Source organism: Achromobacter aloeverae, assembly GCF_004121055.1.
Classification (GTDB): domain Bacteria; phylum Pseudomonadota; class Gammaproteobacteria; order Burkholderiales; family Burkholderiaceae_B; genus Bordetella_C; species Bordetella_C aloeverae.
Genome location: NZ_PYAL01000007.1, coordinates 206954 through 224953 on the forward strand (window position 1 = coordinate 206954; position 18000 = coordinate 224953).

Consider the following 18000-nt stretch of genomic DNA (forward strand, 5'->3'; position numbering starts at 1 on the left):
CGAACGGCTCAGCGCCCTTGCATTCAGCGCCCCTTGAAAACGGGCGGGCGCTTTTCCAGGAAGGCCTGGCGCGCCTCGCGCGCGTCCTCGCTCTTGGCGACCTGCGCCGTCATGTCCTGCTCGTAGCGATACCCGTCGCGCAAGCTCATATCCTCGATGGCATTGGCGGTCTGGATCATCAACTGCACGGACACCGGACTCTTCGCGGCGATCTGGCGCGCAATGGTGCCTGCTTCGTCCAGCAGGCGCTCGACCGGCACGCAGGCCTCCACCACGCCCAGGCGATACAGCTCGGCGCCGGACACGCGCATTCCGGTCAGCATCATGCGGCGCAGTCGCGAATGGCCGAACAGGCGCTGGGCATGCTTCACGCCGCCCAGCAGGCCGACGTCGACTTCGGGCAGCGCCAGGCTGGCCGTCTCCGCCGCGACCAGGATGTCGCAGGACGCGGCGATACCCAGGCCCGCGCCCAGGGCCGGACCATTGAGCGCGGCGATGACCGGCTTGGGACATTCGCGGATGGCGTGGAACAACTCCCGGGTGCGGCGCGAATGCTGCGACAGTCCGCCGGGCTGATCCAGCATCTGGCCGCGATTCTTCAGGTCGGCGCCGGCGCAGAAGACCTTGCCCTGCCCCGTGATGACGACGCAGCGCACGTCCGGATCCGCGCCGAACTGATCCAGGGCCAGGGTGAGATCCTGCAGCAATTGCGTATTGACGGCATTGACGGGCGGGTGGTCCAGCCACACGGTAGCAACGTAATCCTGCAGTTCGACGCGCAGGGTTTCGAAACGGTAATCGGGCATGATGCTCCTCTCTGGTCTGGGTACGGCGATAGGATGGGAAAGCAAGGCGGCCGGCGTTGGCGATCCGTGCGGGATCAGGCGGCGGGATCAGGTGACGTGATCAAATGGCCTGCTCCGCGCGCAGCCCGTCGATCTCGGCTTGGCTCAGTCCCAGCTCGCCCAGGACTTCGTCGGTATGCTGGCCCAGCGTCGGCGGGCCATCGCCCAGGCGCAGTTCGGTATTGCGGAAACGGAAGGGACTGCGCACCTGCGGCATTTCCATGCCGTCCGGATGCGGCACCGCAAAGCGCATTTCCCGATGCCGCACCTGCGGGTCCTCGAAGATGTCGCCTATCGTATTGATCGGCGCCGAAGGCACGCCTTCGCGCTCCAGGGCCGCCAGCAGCGTCGCCTTGTCATGCCGGATCAACTGCTCGTCCAGCCACGGATCGAGCAGCGCCAGGTTGACCACGCGCCCGGCATTGGTGCGGAAGCGCTCGTCCTCGGCCATTTCCGGATGGCCCAGCACCTTGCACAGCTTGGCGTACTGCGCGTCCGAGCCGATGGCCATGATGATGTAGCCATCGCGGCACTGATACACCCGTTGCGGCTGGATGTTGGGATGGCGGTTGCCGCGCCGCGGCGGCACCTGCCCGGTCAGCAGGTAGTTCATGGCCTGGTTGGCCAGCAGCGTCACGCCTACGTCCAGCATGGACATGTCGATGTGCTCGCCCTCCCCGCTTACCTCGCGCCGCGCGAGCGCGGCCAGGATGCCCGTCGCCGCGTACAGGCCGGTGATGAGGTCCACCATGGGCACGCCTATCTTCATCGGCCCGCCGCCGGGCCGGTCGTCCGATTCGCCGGTGATGCTCATGAGGCCGCTCATCGCCTGGATCATGAAGTCGTAGGCCGGCTGCCTGGCGCGCGGGCCGGTCTGCCCGAAACCGGTGATCGAGCAATACACCAGGCGCGGGTTCTCCTTGCGCAGTTGCTCGTAGCCCAGGCCCAGGCCGTCCAGCACGCCCACCTTGAAGTTCTCCAGCACGACGTCGGCATCGCGCGCCATGCGGCGGATCAAGGCCTGGCCGCGCGGCGATTTCAGGTTGACGGTGACCGATCGCTTGCCGCGATTGCAGATAAGGTAATAGCCCGACTCATTGGACTTTTCGCCGTCCGGCCTGCGCAGGAACGGCGGTCCCCACGCGCGCGTATCGTCGCCGACGCCGGGCTGCTCGATCTTGGTGACGGCGGCGCCCAGGTCGGCCAGGGTCTGGCTGGCCCAGGGGCCGGCCAGCACGCGGCTGAGGTCGAGCACGCGGATATGGGACAGGGGATGGGACGGCTGGCGTGACATGTCGCGGAGGACTCCAGTTACTGTTTCGGAATATGGGCTTTCTCGATCACTTCGCGCCAGCGCGTCTGCTCCTTGCGCAGCAGGTCGGCCATCTGGTCGGGCGTATTGGCGATGGCCAGGATGCCCTGCTCCAGCATGCGTTGCTTGACGTCGGGCTCGGCGATGGTGGCCTGCAAGGCGGCGGCCAGCTGTTGCACGATGGCGTCCGGCGTGGCCTTGGGCACGGTGATGTAGTTGACCGGCGACGCGTCGTAGCCGGGCAGCGTCCTGGACAGCGGCGGCACGCCGGGCAGCAGCGGCAATTCCTGGGGCGTGGTGACGCCCAGGGGAACCAGGCGGCCGTCCTTGATGAAGGACGTATAGATGCCCACCGTGTCGATGGCGATATCGCCGTTGCCGCCCACCAGGTCCTTCACGGCGTCGCCGGTGCCCTTGTAGGGAATGTGCTCCAACCGTATGCCCGCCAGGATCTGCAACAGCTCGCCGTTCAGGTGGCTGGATGCACCGATGCCGGCGCTGACGAAGTTCAGTTCACCCGGCTTCTTCCTGGCGAGATCGATCAGTTCCTGGACGGTCTTCACGCCCAGCTTCTTGTTGACCACGAGCACGCTGGGCGCCAGCGACACCTGCGACACCGGCCGCAGGTCGGCGGGATCGTAGGGCATGGCCTTCATCAGATAGGGCAAGGTCATCTGCTGCCCGGGCGTCGTGTAAAGCAGCGTATAGCCGTCCGGTTCGGCACGCGCCACGGCGGCGGCGCCTATCATGCCGCCGGCGCCTGCCTTGTTTTCCACGATGACAGGCTGGCCGAGCTTCTTGGCCAGGGTATCGGCGACCACGCGGGCGGTGATGTCGGCGCCGCCGCCCGGCGCGAACGGCACGATCATGCGTATCGGATGATCGGGGAAGGCGGCATGCGCCACCCCGGCCACACTGGCCATGAGGGCCATGAAGGCCATGAGGGCCAATGCGCGGACGCGCGTCAGGAAGCGAAACATGGTTGTGTCTCCTCGGTGCGTGCCCGCGCAGGCGGGCATGTTGTTGTATTCATCGTGCTTACATCGTGTCCTTGCGTACCGCGGCGTCCGCCTGCATCATGTGGCGTCACGCGGCGTCCGGCGGCAAGGCGTCCAGGCTCGCCAGCGACGCGCTGACGATCTCGCGCAACAGCCCCGTCACCACCTTCACCGCGCGGGTCGGCCGGTCCGTCAACATCAGCGAAACCAGGCGCAGCACGCCGGGCTGGACGATTTCCGCCGCCTGCAATTCGCCGCGCTGCACCTCGGCGCCGACCGTGTGCCAGGGCAGCACCGTATAGCCCGCGCGCTTGACCACCATCTGTTTCTGGATGAAGCCGGAATCGGCCTCCACCGAGACGCGGATGTCGATGTCGTGGCGGCGGCCCATCTCGTCGAGCATCATGCGCACGGACGAAGGCTTGCGCGAGAGCACCAGCGGCAATCCATCGAGTTTCGCGAAAGGGACTTGCGGGCCCGCGGTGACCTGGTCGCCCGGCGGGCCGATCAGGTACGACGGCAGGCGCAGCAGCACTTCCTCGCCGGAGCCCAGCGCATCGTGGCTGCGGTACGGCAAACCGATATCGATCTCGCGCCGGTGCAGCCACGTTTCGATCTGCCCCGCACCGCTTTCGACGATCTGCATATGGATGCCGGGGTACTCCCTGCCCACGCGCAGCAGCAGGGGCACGATCAGCGCCTCGCTCAACGAAGGCAGCGTGCCGATGCGCACCGTGCCGGTGACACGCCCGTGCGCCGCGGCCACCACGTCGTTCAGGGCGTCGGCGCCGGCCAGCACCTGCTCGGCCATCGGCAAGACCTGCTGGCCCAGTTCGGTCAGTCCCACCCCCCGGCCATTGCGGGTAAACAGGTAACCGCCGCACTGCTTTTCCAGCATGGACAGGTAGCGGCTGACGGCGGGCTGGCTCACCCCCAGGTCGATCGCCACCTTGGTGATGCTGCCGCTGCGCGCGACCAGGGAAAGAATATGCAGCGCGCGCAGGTCCCAGCCCTGGGCTTCATTGTTCTTGGCCATGGGAACGCTTATTCGATGGACAGGTGCTCGGCGGCGATGATCGCGTTCCAGCGCTTGACCTCGCTTTCGAAGAAGGCCTGGAAGGCGGGCTGGTCGCGATAGATCGCCACCGCGCCCATTTCCCGCGCGCGCTGCCGCACCGCCTGGTTTTCCACCGCCTTGCGCAAACGCCCCTGCAATTCCTGGATGACGGGCGCGGGGGTCCTGGCGGGCACGAAAATGCCCCACCAGCTGGAAGCATGGACGTCGTGCACGCCCAGTTCGTCCAGGGTCGGCAGGTCCGGCGCATCGGCCAGGCGCTCCGGCGCCGCGACCGCGACGGCACGGATGCGTCCGGTCCGTACATGCGACATCGCCTGCATCGTGTCGAAGTAGGCGTCCACCTGTCCGCCCAGGAAATCGTTGATCGCCGCCGACGTGCCGCGATAGCTGACGTGCGTCACCTGCAAGCCCAGCTGCCGCGCGAACAGCGCCGCGGCCAGGTTGGGGCTGGACCCCACGCCGGAATTGGCGAAGGTCAGCCGGCCCGGGCTTTGCCTGGCGTAGGCCACCAGCTGATTGATATCGCCCGGAAGATCGGCGCGCACATAAAGAATGAGCGGACTGATGGCGACCTGGGCGATGGGCACGATGTCCCCGGGGGCATAGGGCAGCGCCTTGATCATGGCCGGATTGGTGGCGGTGCCCACGCTGCCCAGCAGCAGCGTGCGGCCATCCGGCTTGCTCTTGGCGACGAAGGCCGTGCCGATGGCGCCGCCTCCGCCGGGACGGTTGTCGGCCAGGATGGGCAGCTTCTGGTCGGCCTGCAACTGCTCCGCCAGCAAGCGGCCATAAAGATCGGTGACGCCGCCCACCGCGTAGGGAATGACGATGCGCTCGACCTGCGTGGTGTCAGGTGGCGCCGCGCTCGCCACGCCAGCCAGGTTGCACAGGAAACCGCTCGCGGCGGCCACCAGCCATGTCTTCCAAACACGCATCTTCTTGTCTCCGTATGCAGCCGCTCCGCGAGTCGCCGTGCGTGGTCCCGGAACGGCGGGGCCACCGGGAACCCGGCTGTGCCGCGCCGTCAACCCGGGACGCGTCGTCGTGGGGCCTGGCTGAATTGTTTTGGTCTGGAGGCATTCTAAGGACCTTGCCCTGCCGGTATCACAGGGCATTTGTAATAGCTGCTCTCAGTGGTCCGTTATGAATCGGTCCCCGCGGCCTGCCTAGAATTCCGCCACAACGATTCCTGGAAGGACCAAGATGACGGCTCTCGATTCCCACACGCTGTTCGGGCCTCTGCCCCACCACGCCGATTTCATGGACGCGGCGGCGGGCCTGCTGGCCCACGTCTCGCCCCTTGCCCGCCTGCGCGCGTTGCGCGGCACGACGCCCGGCTGGGACAAGGACACATGGCGCGCGCTGGCCGAGGCCGGCTGGATCGGCGCCGTGGTGCCGGAATCCCGGGGCGGCCTGGGGCTGGACCTGGAGGCCCTTGGCGCCATCGCCACGGCCGTGGGGGAATCCCCCCTGCCCGAACCCTATCTGGGGGCCGGCGCGATGGCCGCGCTGATCCTGCCCGCTTTCGCCGACCATGCTCCCGTGGCGGACCTGCTGCATGGCGTGCTGGCCGGCGATGTCATGGCGGGCCTGGCCTGGCAGGAAAACCCGGGCGAAGTCGTGCCGACGTCCGTGTCGACGTCGGTCAACCACGACAACGGCCGTGTGCATGTGGTGGGCGCCAAGCGTTGGGTGGCGCCCGCGGGCGCCGATGGCTGGCTGGTGCACGCGCGCCTGGGCGAACTGCCCACGCTGGTATGGGTGCGGCCCGACGACGCCGGCGTCACCGTGGATACGGAGCCCCGCGCCGACGGCAGCCTGTTGTGCACGCTGCACATCGACGCGTACCTGCCGGCCGCCCGCCTGCTGGCGCAGGGCCCGCAGGTCGACCGCGTCTGCCAGCAGGCGCTGGAGTCGATGCGCCTTCTGCAATGCAGCGAGCTATACGGCATCGCGCGCCGCGTCTACACCATGACGCTGGACTACCTGAAGACGCGCGTGCAGTTCGGCAAGCCCATCGGCGCGAACCAGGCCTTGCAGCACCGCATGGTCGACGCCTACATCAGCGTCATGGTCTGCGGCGCACTGCTTGCGGAGGCCTGGCGCGAGGGCGCCGCGCAACCCTCGGCTCTTCCCCGCATCGCCACGCTGGCGAAGGCGCGCATTGCCGAGCGCGTCGTCGCGCTGTGCCGCGAAGCCGTGCAACTGCACGGCGCCATCGGCTACACGGACGAATACGACGTCGGGCTGTATCTGAAGCGCGCCTTGCAGGCGGCGAGCTGGCTGGGCAGCCCGCGCACCCTGCATGGCCGCTACCTGGCGCTGCGCCAGCAGCACGGCGGCCCGGCGCAGCCGGAAGGTCCCGCCGCCAGCGGCACGGACTACGACGCCATGACCGACGACGGCTTCCGGCTGATGGTGCGCGCCTTCCTGCGCGACCACTATCCCCAGGCCTTGCGCCATGTGCCCCGGCGCCTGCGCCTGCACGAGGCGCGCGACTGGTACATGACGCTGTCGCGCCAGGGCTGGCTGGCGCCGGCGTGGCCGCGCCAGCATGGCGGCATGGCCCTGTCGCCCGCCAAGCTGCTGATTTTCTTCGAGGAGATGGAAGGCTGGGGCGCCGCGCGACTGCCCGACCAGGGCATCATCAACCTGGGACCCGTCCTGATCAAGCACGGCACGCCGGCCCAGCAGGCGTACTACCTGCCGCGCATCCTGGCCGGGCAGGACATCTGGTGCCAGGGCTACTCGGAGCCCAATGCCGGCTCGGACCTGGCGTCGCTGCGCACCGAGGCGGTGGCCGATGGCGACGACTTCATCGTCAACGGACAAAAGATCTGGACCACGCTGGCGCACGACGCCACCCACATCTTCGCGCTGGTGCGCACCGACAGGAACGTCAAGCCGCAGGCCGGCATCAGCTTCCTGCTGATCGACCTGTCCACGCCGGGTGTCACCATCCGTCCCATCACCAACATCATCGGCGAGCAGGAATTCTGCGAAGTGTTCTTCGAGAACGTGCGGGTGCCGCGAGCGAACCTGGTGGGCGGCCTGAACCAGGGCTGGACCATCGCCAAGGACCTGCTGGGCTACGAGCGCATTTTCGCCGGCAGCCCGCAGCAATCGCGCCAGGCCTTGCATCACCTGGAGCAGTTGGCGGAAAGCCAGTCGCTGTACGACCTGCCGGAGTTTTGCCAGGTCTATGCCCGGCTGCTCGGGGATGTGCGCGAGCTCGAAGCGCTGTATGGTCGCTATGCCGACATCGTGCGGCGCGGCGAACTGCTGCCGCCGTCGGTTTCCGCGCTCAAGGTGCTGGCGACCGAGACCTATGTGCGCATCGCCCGCGAGATCGTGCACTGGGCCGACGATGCCGGCGCTTCCTGGCAAGGCCTGCCGATGGCCGACGGCACGGCGCTGACGCCCTGCGCTCCCTTTTTGCAGTCGCTGGTCACTACAATCTACGGCGGATCCAGCGAGATCCAGCGCAATATCGTCGCCAAGGCGGTATTGGGCCTGCCGAACCACTGAAAGGAGACCAGCATGCGGGCGGCGTATTACGAAAGACGAGGTCCGGCGCGCACGGTGTTGCACGTCGGCGACCGTCCTGTCGAGGAACCCGGCCCCGGCATGCTGCGCGTGCGCATCGCCGCGTCGGGCATCAATCCTTCCGACGTGAAGACGCGCGGCGGCAGCAGCCCGCGGCCGCAACCCTGGCCCTGGGTCATCCCCCATCATGATGGCGCCGGCACCATCGATGCCGTCGGTCCCGGCGTGGATCCGGCGCGGGTGGGGCAGCGCGTGTGGCTCTATGAATGCCAGATCGACCGTGCCGGCGGCACGGCTGCCGAATGGGTCACGGTGCCCGAGGACCAGGCCGTGCCCCTGCCGGGCAAGGTGTCCTTCGATATCGGCGCGGCGCTGGGCGTGCCGGCCTTGACCGCCTGGTTCTGCGCGGATCGCGCGGGCGCCGCCCCCGGCCGCGACATCCTGGTGCATGGCGCGGTGGGCGCCGTCGGGTTCTACGCGGCCCAGATGGCCCGCCTGCGCGGCGCCCGCGTGCTGGGCACGGTCTCCAACGACCAGCAGGCGGCCGTGGCCCAGGCCGCCGGCATCGCCACGGTACGGCGCGGCGCCGACCTGCCGCTGCGCGCCCGCGAATGGCTGGCGGCGCAGGGACCGGCCGGCGGCGGCGCGGCGCAAGTAGCGACCGACAAGGCGGCGACGGGCAACGCCGCCACCTATCGCGGTTTCGACGGCATCGTCGACCTGGACTTCGCCGCCAATCTCGCCGCCAACGTGGAGCTGGCCGCGATCAACGGCCGCGTGGCGGTGTACGCCTCCGACACCGAGCTGGAGCCGGCGGTGCCCGTGCGGGCGCTGATGCGCCGCAATCTGCAAGTAGCCTTCCTGTTGATCTACACCCTGCCGCGGGAAGAAAAGCGCCGCGCCATCGCGGAACTGACCGGCTGGCTGGCCAAGGATGCCTTGCGGCATCCCGCCATCCACGCCTATCCCCTGGACGACATCGCGTCCGCGCATGAGGCCGTGGAGACGCGGCGGCATGTGGGCAAGGTGATCGTCAGGCCCTGAGACGGCCGGCGGGCCGCCCCGATGGCCTGGTTTCAACGGATTTCATGCCCGGCGATTCCGAAATCGACTGAAATGCGCGCGTGGAGGCCGCGGCTTCCGCGCGGCGCGTATGCACAGATAATGGAATCGCACTGCACGCATCCATCCGGATGCCAGTTCCAGGAAGGAGCAATGATCATGAAAACCATCGCCAGGATCGCCACGTCCGCCGGTATCGCGCTGATCGTCAGCCTGGGCGCCATGACCGCGCCGGCCTCCGCTCGCACCGATGTCAGCATCAGCATCGGCGTCGCGCCCCCGCCGCCCCGCGTGGAAGTGGTTCCCGCGCCGCGGCCGGGATATATCTGGGCGCCGGGCCACTGGGAATGGCGTCATGACCACCATGTGTGGATAGGCGGCAGCTGGCTGCGGGCCCGCCCGGGCTATGCCTATCACGCGCCGGAATGGCGCCAGGCCAACGGCCGCTGGGTCTATGCCGCGTCGCGTTGGGATCGCGATGGCGACGGCGTGCCCGACCGCCACGACCGCCATCCCGGCAACCCCTATCGCCGTTGAGCGCGGGCGGCTTGATCCGCCACGACGGCGGGGCGCGGCCCCGGCTTCAGGCCAGCCCCTCCTCGCGCAAGGCCCGCTGCACGGCGGGCCTTTCATGCATCCGCGCGTACCAGGCCTGAAGACCGTGCAGGTCGTCGAAGCGGATGTCGGCGTTGTAGTGGGACTTCATCCACGACGCCTGTCCCCATCCCGTCAGCGCGTAGAGATAGGCGTCCGCGACGCTGTAGCGGTCGCCCATCAGCCACTGGCTCGCCGTCAATTGCCGGTCTATCCACTCGTAGCGCCGCGCCAGCTTCTCCTTCGCCACGCCCGCGTAGGGGCCCGCCTGCCGGGCATAGAGCAAGGGGATGAAGCCCTTGTGGATCTCGCTGTTCAACATCCCCAGCCACTCCTGTAGGCGGTAGCGCGCCATCGTGCCGGCGGGCGCCGCCAGGCCGGCGTCCGGCCTGCGGTCGGCCAGGTATTGCAGGATCACCGGGCCTTCGCGCAAGCGGGCGCCGTCCGCCAGTTCAAGCATCGGCACATAGCCCAGCTCGTTGACGTCGTAGTAATTGCCGCCGGCCTGGGTGGTGTGCGTCTTGTAGTCCACCCGCACAAGCTCGATGTCCAGCGCCAGCTCGTTCAGCACGATGTGGGGGGCCAGCGAACAGCTGGTGGGGATGTAGTAAAGCTTCATGCGATGCGTCCTTGGAATCTCTACCGGGTCGTGTGGGATATGGACCCGGCCCCGGGGTTATCCACAGGGCGCGCCCTATTCTAGGGAGTAGAAATAAAAAAGGAAGAAGGCATTAATATGTCATGTAGGTACAAAAAATATACCTGGTTTGATCCAGTTTCATTCCCATGAAGAACACATTGACCGGTTGCTCGGTGGAAGAATCCATGCGTCTGCTGGGCGGCCGCTGGCGCCTGCTGCTGGTCTCCTACCTGCTCGATGGACCCAAGCGCTTCAGCGACCTGCGCCGCGATATGCCGGCCATTTCCCAACGCATGCTGACGCTGGACCTTCGCGCCCTGGAGGATGCCGGCCTGCTGCGCCGCACGGTATATCCGACGTCGCCGATCAAGGTGGAATATGCGCTCACCGAAGACGGCGAGCGCATGAGACCGGTGGTGGAAGTCATGCGCGAATTCGGCCTGTGGCTGAAGGCGCGCCCGCCCGGTCAGCCGAAGGTGAAGGCGTAGGCCGCGGCGCCCGCATCGAGGAATTCGATGGCGAAGGTGTGGTCGCCCACCGGCCCCTGCTGGCGCACCAGTTGGTAAAGCCGCTGTTCGGTCACCGTGCCGCTGCCGTCCGCCGCGACGTCCGTGCCGTGCGCGTTGCCAGGCGCCTGGCCGTCGACCGTCACGCGAAAACGCACGGGCTTGTTGTCCGCGCCGGGGCCCAGCACCAGGTGCAGGTCGCGCGCATGGAAGCGATAGACGATGCGGCCGCCCGCGCGATCCACGCGGGCCCGCTCGTCCTCGACGGTCCAATCGCCGGAGAGGCCCCACTGGTTCAGCGCCAGGCGGTCCGGCGCGGTGTACGTCGCCGTGACGTCCGGGGTCACGCGGCCCGACGCGTAGCGTTCGCCGCGGGCATAGCCGACATAGGTCTCGGGCGATCCGACCTCGGCCATGTCCGGCGCCATCTGCGCGCCCTCGGCGCGCACGTCGGCCACCTGCGTCGGGACGCCTTGCGCGCCGGCCTCGCGCAGCAGTTGCTGGATGACGCGCTCGGATTGGTCGTATTCGCCTTCGCCGAAATGATGATGCCGGATGCGGCCTTGCGCGTCGATGAAGTAGTGGGCGGGCCAGTACTGGTTGTTGAACGCGCGCCAGATCGCATAGTTGTTGTCGATGGCGACGGGATAGTCCAGGCCCAGTTTGGCGGCGGCGCCCTTGACGTTGCCGACGTCGCGCTCGAAGGCGAATTCCGGCGCGTGCACGCCGATGACCACCAGGCCCTGGTCGCGATACTTGTCGGCCCAGGCCTTTACGTAAGGCAGGGCGCGCAGGCAGTTGATGCAGGAATAGGTCCAGAAGTCGACCAGCACGACTTTGCCGCGCAGCTGCGCCATGGAGAGGGGGGGCGAGTTGAGCCACTGGACCGCTCCATCCAGGGCCGGCGCGGGACCTTCGTCGGGCAAGGAAAGCGCTGGCGGCGCCTTGGCCTGCATGGCGCCGGCCATGGCCTTGCCGGGTACCGCGCCGGCGGTCATCGCACTGGCGTTCATGGCACCGGCGTTCATGGCGCCGCCGGTCATGGCGCCGCCCGGGGCTCCGGCATCGGCGCCGGGCGCGCCCGGCATCCGGTCTCCCGCCAGGCGCGTCAGCAAGGACTGCTCCAGGTCGCCCGTCGATGCCGTCGATACGCGCGCCAGCACGCCCGTGTCCCAGCCCATCGAGATGGCCGCCACGCCGGCTAGCATCAGCACGCCCAGGCCGCGCCGCAGCCACTCGCCGGCGCCCAGCGACCGCTTCATCGCCGCGAAAACGCGGCCGCCCGCCAGCAGCGCGAGCCCGAGCGAAGTGGCCGCGCCCGCCGCATACGCCAGCAGCAATACGGTGCTGCCCACATTGGCGCCCTGCAAGGCCGCGCCGGTCAGCACCAGGCCCAGGATAGGACCCGCGCAAGGCGCCCACAGCAGGCCGGTCGCCACGCCCAGCAACAGGGCCGCCCAGGGACGGCCCTGCCCCTCCTGCGCCGTTTGCGACAGGCGGTTGCCGGCCGACACCAGCGGCTGGGTCAGGCGCTCGGCGATATGCGGGAACAGCAAGGCCACGGCGAACAGGGCCATCAGGGCCAACGCCAGCCATCTGCCGTACTGGTTGGCCGTCACCACCCAGCCGCCACCGACGGCCGCCAGCGAAGCCACCAGCGCGAACGTCAGCGCCATGCCGACCAGCAGCGGCAGGCCGCTGAGGCGGAAGGGCTGGCTGGCGCTGGAAAAGACGAAGGGCAGGACCGGCAGGATGCACGGGCTGACGATGGTCAGCGCGCCACCCAGGTAGGCGAGGAGGATAAGCAGCAACATGGTCGGGACTCCCGGAAGCATCGATAGCCGTGGCCGAGGTCAGGCCCAGCGGATGTCCGAAGCGTAGCCGCGCGTCACCCTTGAAGTCCTCACGCAAAGTTAAACGTTTCGAGAGGAAGTGGGCCCCCCAGGGGGGCGACACCGGCGGACCGGGGGCCCCGGATCCGCGGTGTCCTCGATCGGGCCGAGGTTTTTCTGGAGACTTTCTTGTTGCGCTGCGCGCCCCTCTCCCAGGGGCCGGCATTGCCGGACCGGCAATGCTGGCTCCGCTGTGCCATCGATGGGGCCGAGATTCTTGAGACTAGCGTCGGCGGAGCGCAGCTGGAGCGCTGGCGTCGGCGGCTCAGGTCGAAGCGGGGGCGACGGCGGCGCCTTCGATGTTGTGGCGTTTCAGGGCTTCGGCGACGAAGCCGCTGGCCTTCATGTCCTCGACAAACGTGGCCAGGACCTGGGCGGCGGCTTCGCCGCGGCCCTTGGGCAAGCCCATGGCCTGGCGGATGACCATGAAGCTGCCAGGCACCATGCGCAGGCCCGGGATGCGCTTGAGGTCGCTTTCCAGTTGCTGGCGCACTCCGGCCGCGACATCGGCCTTCTCCGAGATGAAGGTGTCGACCACCGCGGGCGAGGTGGGCGCGCGCAACAACGTCGCATGCTTCAATTCGCGCGTGAGATAGAGGTCATAGGCGCTACCCTTGCCCACCATGACGGTCGTCCCCGCCACGTCGACCTGGTCCAGCGCATGAACCGGAGAATCCTGCCGCACGGCGTAGGCCCCTTCGATCAGCACATAAGCGTCGGTAAACGCAATCCCCGCGCCGCGCACAGGGTCGATGGCGAAGAAACCGATGTCGGCCTGTTCGGCCGTCACCGCGTCCACCGACTTGCCGGCGCTGTCGAAGACCACCAGGTCCAGCGGCACGCCCAGGCGCTCGGCGAAGGCATGCGCCAGGTCCACCGACACGCCGGCCGCCCCCGACACCGGATCGCGCCGCGCCAGGATGGGATTGCCGACATTGATGGAGGCCCGCAGGCGCCCCGTGGGTGCGAACTTGGCGACGATGGAGGAATCGATGGAAGAAGTCATGGGTTTTCCGTTTCTACGTTCAGGAACATCAGAAGAATGAGAAGGCGCGGCGACGGCCTGCGCGTAGGCAAGACGGCTGGCGGGCACGACGACGGCCGCCGCCGCTCCGAGCAGGCAACGCTCCACGAAAATCCGGCGCGACGAGATACGCATTATCCACCCCGCTTTCGCATTTCTTTTGTCAGGTAGCTTGATTTTTCCAGGCAGCTTGATCGACACGGACCGGCAGTCCGTTCACGCACTGTAATGCACGGTCTCGCCACCGCAACAGAGGTCGACCAGGCCGCCCTCCAACGTTTCCCCGAACCAGGTCCGGATGGCGGCGCGCCGCTCGCCCAGGTACTCGGGCCGCCCCTCGGCGTCCAACACCATGCACAGGTCGTGGCCGGGCACCAGCAGGGTGCCCGGCACGCGCTTCCAATAATCCCAGATGACGGCCAGGCTGGCGCGGCTGGCGTCCTTGTCGGCCGTATCGGCGACCGTCATGGACAACAGCTCCGCGCGGTTCTTGGCGGCGTCGCCGGTGAACAGGATGGGACGCTCGCCCGCGACATGGAACAACAGGTGGCCGGGCGTGTGGCCGGGCGCGTCGATGGCCGTGAAGCCCGGCAGGAAAGCGTCGCCATGCCGCACGCGCCGGGCGCGGCGGGAGGCCGCCAGCTCGCGGACATAGAGCTCGGGCAAGGGGTTGAAGCCAGGCGGCTGGGCCGCCGCCCAGGCCAGTTCCACATCGCCTATCCACACCGTGGCGTTGGGAAACAGCGTGAAGTTCACCGCATGATCGTAGTGCGCGTGCGTCAGCACCACGTCGGTAATGTCCTGCGCCTTCACACCCAGGTCGTCGAGCTGCTTGTGCAGATAGTGGCGCACGCCGAACGCGCCCACGTCGACCAGGATATGCCGCCCCTCGCCGCGCAACAGGGTGGTGGTGCTCCAGCCCAGTCCGCCATGGAACAGCGCGCGGCCGGGAAAGCCTTGCACCAGCACATCGATGTTGTACATGTCTCTCTCCACGCCGGCTCGCGGCGTTTTATTCGGCCGTCACGCCAGTCTGGCGTATCAATGCGCGAAAGCGCTCCAGGTCATCGCGCAGGGTCCGCGCGAACGCCTCCGGCGTACCGGCCACGATATCGTTGCCGCCTTCCGTTTCCAGCTTGTGCACGACATCGGGCTGGCGCAAGGCCTTGACCGCCGCGTCGTGCAGGCGCGCGATCACGCGCGGATCGGTGCCCGCCGGCGCCAGCAAGCCCTGGAACTGGGTGACGTTGAAATCCTTATAACCCAACTCCTCCATGGTGGGCACGTCCGGCAGCACGCCCGCCCGCCGCGGCCCCGATACCGCATAGCCACGCAAGCGCCCGGCGCGGATGTGCGGAACCGAGGTGACCACGGTGTCGAAGGTGAACGTCAGCTGCCCGCCCAGGACATCGGTCAAGGCTTGCGCGTTGCCCTTGTAGGGCGCATGCGTGAGCTTGGCGCCCGTCATCACGCCCAGCAGTTCGCCCGCCAGGTGGCCGCCGGAGCCGATGCCCGCCGACCCATACGTCACCTGTCCAGGATGTGCCCTGGCCTCGCGCACCAGGTCGTCGACGCCGTGGATGGGCGAATCGCGCGGCACCACCAGTACGTACTGGTAGCTGGTCAACTGCGAGATCGGCGCCAGATCCTTCAGGGGGTCGTAAGGCGTGCTCTTGTACAGCGACGGATTGACGACCAGCGGACCGCTGGCGTCCAGCAGCAAGGTATAGCCATCGGGCGCGGCCTTGGCCACCATATCGGTGCCTATCATGCCGTTCGCGCCGGGCTTGTTCTCCACCACCAGGGCCACGCCCAGTTCCACCGACATCTTCTGCGCCACCACGCGCGCCGTGATGTCGGCCGCGCCGCCGGCGACATAGGGCACGATGACCCGGATCGGACGCTCCGGATAGCGGTCCGGATTGCCTGCGCGCGCCGGCGCGACCGCCGCCATGGCCCAGGCGGCCAGCGCCAGCGAAATCGCCATCCTTCTCCCGCGGGCGGCGCGAGGGGCGCGTCCCGGGGACTCCTTCTTGTTCATTGTCTGCCTCCTCGCGCGGATACCGCCGTACCAAAGCAGGCATGTTCGCCACGCGATATTTAATGTGCGGCCTGTGACGTACCGGCCGGTGATCTACGGCCTCGATCTACGACCCCGATCTACGGCCTCGATCTACGGCCTCTGGTCTACGGCCGCCGCTCAGGCCGGCGCCTCGGCCGCATGCTGGCGCAACATCGTCACCACCGCGCCGTCCAGCGCGATGCCCTGCTCCCGCTGGCGCCGCATCTTGTCCATTTCGATCTCGCCCGGCACGATCACCGGACGATCCGCAACCGCCGGCGCGCTGCCGTGCAGGATCGCGGCGAAGTCCTTCATCCGTTCGGCCAGCCATTGCGCCGAACCCAGCCGGGCCGTATCGATGAGAATGAAGAAATGCCCCAGGTTCTGCGCCTGCTCCGGCGCATCCGACCACGATTGCACATGGGTCAGGTAGGCGGCGTTGGACAACAGCCCGGAGAACAGGTCCACCAGCAGGGCCAGGCCGTAACCTTTGTGGCCGCCGATCGGCAGGAGGAAGCCGTCCAGCGCGGCCTTGGGATCCGTGGTGGGCCGGCCCGCCGCGTCCGTGGCCCAGGTGTCGGGAATGGACTGGCCCGCCTTCAGCGCATTGCGGATCTTGGCGCGCGCCACCACGCTCATGGCCATGTCCAGCAGGAAGGGATCGCCGTCCGGGTTCGGCACGCCGAAGCCCAGGGGGCTATTGCCCAGGCGCGCGTCGCTGCCGCCCCACGGCGCGATCGTGGTCGTGGCATTGCTGCCGATGATGCTCGCGTAGCCCTCTTGCGCGGCGAGCCAGCCATACGGCGAGATCGGGCCGAAGTGATTGCTGCCCCGCGCGAATGCCACGCCCACCCCTTGCGTGCGCGCGGCATCCATCGCCGCGCGCAAGGCATGCATGCCGACCAGGGGCCCCACGCCGTTGTCGCCGTCGACCAGGCGCAGGGCCGGGGCGGGTGCATCCACCTGGATGCGGGCACGCGCATTGATGCCGCCCAGCTGCAAGCGGTCTCCATAGGACTCGATGCGCGAAAAGCCATGGGTGGACAGGCCGAACATATCGGCCAGCAGCAGGACGCGCGCGACATCGGCGGCATCCTCGCGCGGCAGCCCCAGGCCCTGGAACGCGCGCGTGCCCAGTTCGGTCAGCTCGGTTTCGTTGAAACGCGGCGCGTCCTGCGCGGCAGCGGTAGCGGTAGAGGTAGCGGCAACAGTCATGATCTGGTGTATCCCATACGAACGTCATCAATCCGCGCGCAGATGCGCGCGGCGCACCACCTCGCCCCAGCGAACCTGCTCGCTGGCGATGAAGGCGGAAAACTCCTGGGGGCCGGCGCCCGACGGCGTGCTGGAATCTTCTTCCAGGCGGCGCCGCACGGTGTCGGACTGCAAGGCGACGAGCGCGGCCCGATGCAGGCGGGCTATGGCTTGCGGCGGCGTGCCGGCCGGCGCCAGCAGTCCGAACCACTGCACGCTCTCGAAGCCCGGGTAACCCATCTCGGCCACCGTGGGCACGTCGGGCACCGCGGCCAGGCGTTGGGCCGAACCCACCGCCAGCAGATGGATCTTGCCGGTGCGGGCGTGCGGCAACAGGCCCGGCAGCCCCGCGGCGGCGGCGTCGATGTTGCCGGACAGCAGATCCGTCAACTGCGCGCCGGTGCCTTTGTAGGGCACATGCACGACGTCGATATCCGCCGCCGTCTTCAACATTTCAAAAGCCAGGTGGCCCGCGCTGCCGTTGCCGGCCGAGCCGTAGTTCAGCTTGCCCGGCGCGGCCTTGGCCATGGCCACGAAAGCGGGCAGGTCCTTGACCTTGAGCTTCTCGTTGACCGCGAACACCATGGGCAGCTTCGCCAGCAGGATGATGGGCGCGAAATCCTTTTTCGGGTCGTACGGCAACCTGGACATCATGGCGGGATTGACCGCCAAGGTGCCGACGTGGCCCAGCAGCAGCGTATAGCCATCGGGCGCGGCGCGCGCCGCTTCCTGCGTGGCGATCGTGCCCTGGCCGCCGCCCTTGTTCTCCACCACGATCTGCTTGCCCAGGTCGCGCGACATTTCCATGGCGATGGCGCGCGCGATCACGTCGGAACTGCCGCCGGGGCCGTAAGGCACCAGCAGGCGCAAGGCATGGTCGGGCTGCCAGCCGTCCGGGCCGGGAGATGGCTGTTGCGCGACGGCGGATGTCGATGCGGCCGCCAGCGACAGAGCCAGCGACGGGGTCAGCAACAGGGTCCGCAACAGCGGCAGCCGCGGCGAACGCGGGACGAGCGTGTCCAGCGCACGGCGGCAGCGCGCGCGCAGGTGTACGGACTGGAACATCTGGAAGGTCTCCTTTCCCTTTCTTTGCGTCGGTATCGTCACGGCGAAGACGGCCGGCGTCTCGTCGTCGTGCGAAAAGGATGATGCGGGTGCGCCGTTATCCGGTAAAGTGCAAATATTCG

Annotated in this window: 16 protein-coding genes; 4 read left to right on the top strand and 12 right to left on the bottom strand. The window is 68.1% G+C overall.

What is annotated here, in order from left to right:
* Positions 1-23: 23 nt before the first annotated feature.
* From C7R54_RS22340 to C7R54_RS22360, 5 genes are all read right to left on the bottom strand, one after another.
* The gene (locus C7R54_RS22340; protein ID WP_129152686.1) at positions 24-806 is read right to left on the bottom strand and encodes an enoyl-CoA hydratase/isomerase family protein; all 783 of its coding nucleotides are present in this window, start codon (positions 804-806) and stop codon (positions 24-26) included.
* Between the two features lie 100 nt (positions 807-906).
* Positions 907-2139, bottom strand: coding sequence for a CaiB/BaiF CoA transferase family protein (locus C7R54_RS22345; protein WP_129152688.1), 1233 nt, complete (start codon positions 2137-2139; stop codon positions 907-909).
* A 17-nt stretch (positions 2140-2156) separates the two neighbouring features.
* Positions 2157-3137, bottom strand: coding sequence for a Bug family tripartite tricarboxylate transporter substrate binding protein (locus C7R54_RS22350; RefSeq protein WP_240039667.1), 981 nt, complete (start codon positions 3135-3137; stop codon positions 2157-2159).
* Between the two features lie 106 nt (positions 3138-3243).
* Positions 3244-4191 carry a LysR family transcriptional regulator gene (locus C7R54_RS22355; protein ID WP_129152690.1) on the bottom strand — a complete coding sequence of 316 codons (948 nt, stop codon included), beginning with the start codon at positions 4189-4191 and terminating at the stop codon, positions 3244-3246.
* 8 nt (positions 4192-4199) lie between these two features.
* Entirely contained in the window at positions 4200-5168 is a 969-nt protein-coding gene (locus C7R54_RS22360; RefSeq protein WP_129152692.1) for a Bug family tripartite tricarboxylate transporter substrate binding protein, read from the bottom strand.
* A gap of 268 nt (positions 5169-5436) precedes the next feature.
* Between C7R54_RS22360 and C7R54_RS22365 the strand changes: the two genes are divergently transcribed.
* From C7R54_RS22365 to C7R54_RS22375, 3 genes are all read left to right on the top strand, one after another.
* The gene (locus C7R54_RS22365; RefSeq protein WP_129152694.1) at positions 5437-7761 is read left to right on the top strand and encodes an acyl-CoA dehydrogenase family protein; all 2325 of its coding nucleotides are present in this window, start codon (positions 5437-5439) and stop codon (positions 7759-7761) included.
* Between the two features lie 12 nt (positions 7762-7773).
* Entirely contained in the window at positions 7774-8823 is a 1050-nt protein-coding gene (locus C7R54_RS22370; protein ID WP_129152696.1) for an NADPH:quinone reductase, read from the top strand.
* 177 nt (positions 8824-9000) lie between these two features.
* Positions 9001-9378: a YXWGXW repeat-containing protein gene (locus C7R54_RS22375; protein ID WP_129152698.1), complete on the top strand. Its 378-nt coding sequence runs from the start codon at positions 9001-9003 to the stop codon at positions 9376-9378.
* Between the two features lie 46 nt (positions 9379-9424).
* Here the strand turns inward: C7R54_RS22375 and gstA are convergent, their stop codons facing one another.
* Entirely contained in the window at positions 9425-10054 is a 630-nt protein-coding gene (gene gstA, locus C7R54_RS22380) for a glutathione transferase GstA (protein ID WP_129152700.1), read from the bottom strand.
* Positions 10055-10221: 167 nt separating this feature from the next.
* On the opposite strand from gstA, the gene C7R54_RS22385 reads away from it, so the two are divergent.
* Positions 10222-10563, top strand: coding sequence for a winged helix-turn-helix transcriptional regulator (locus C7R54_RS22385; protein WP_129152702.1), 342 nt, complete (start codon positions 10222-10224; stop codon positions 10561-10563).
* On the opposite strand, the gene C7R54_RS22390 is transcribed toward C7R54_RS22385, so the two are convergent.
* From C7R54_RS22390 to C7R54_RS22415, 6 genes are all read right to left on the bottom strand, one after another.
* Positions 10542-12392: a cytochrome c biogenesis protein DipZ gene (locus C7R54_RS22390; protein ID WP_129153147.1), complete on the bottom strand. Its 1851-nt coding sequence runs from the start codon at positions 12390-12392 to the stop codon at positions 10542-10544. The two genes, C7R54_RS22385 and C7R54_RS22390, sit on opposite strands and share 22 nt — an antisense overlap.
* 346 nt (positions 12393-12738) lie before the next feature.
* Positions 12739-13479, bottom strand: a complete 741-nt coding sequence (locus C7R54_RS22395; RefSeq protein ID WP_129152704.1) for an ABC transporter substrate-binding protein — start codon at positions 13477-13479, stop codon at positions 12739-12741.
* A gap of 234 nt (positions 13480-13713) precedes the next feature.
* Positions 13714-14481, bottom strand: coding sequence for an MBL fold metallo-hydrolase (locus C7R54_RS22400; protein ID WP_129152706.1), 768 nt, complete (start codon positions 14479-14481; stop codon positions 13714-13716).
* A gap of 28 nt (positions 14482-14509) precedes the next feature.
* The gene (locus tag C7R54_RS22405) at positions 14510-15484 is read right to left on the bottom strand and encodes a Bug family tripartite tricarboxylate transporter substrate binding protein (RefSeq protein ID WP_129152708.1); all 975 of its coding nucleotides are present in this window, start codon (positions 15482-15484) and stop codon (positions 14510-14512) included.
* 213 nt (positions 15485-15697) lie between these two features.
* Positions 15698-16774 (bottom strand): Ldh family oxidoreductase, encoded by a 1077-nt coding sequence (locus C7R54_RS22410; protein WP_129152710.1) that lies wholly within the window; start codon positions 16772-16774, stop codon positions 15698-15700.
* Positions 16775-16801: 27 nt separating this feature from the next.
* Complete coding sequence (locus tag C7R54_RS22415) at positions 16802-17878, bottom strand: Bug family tripartite tricarboxylate transporter substrate binding protein (RefSeq protein ID WP_129152712.1); 1077 nt, start codon at positions 17876-17878, stop codon at positions 16802-16804.
* Between the last annotated feature and the right edge of the window lie 122 nt (positions 17879-18000).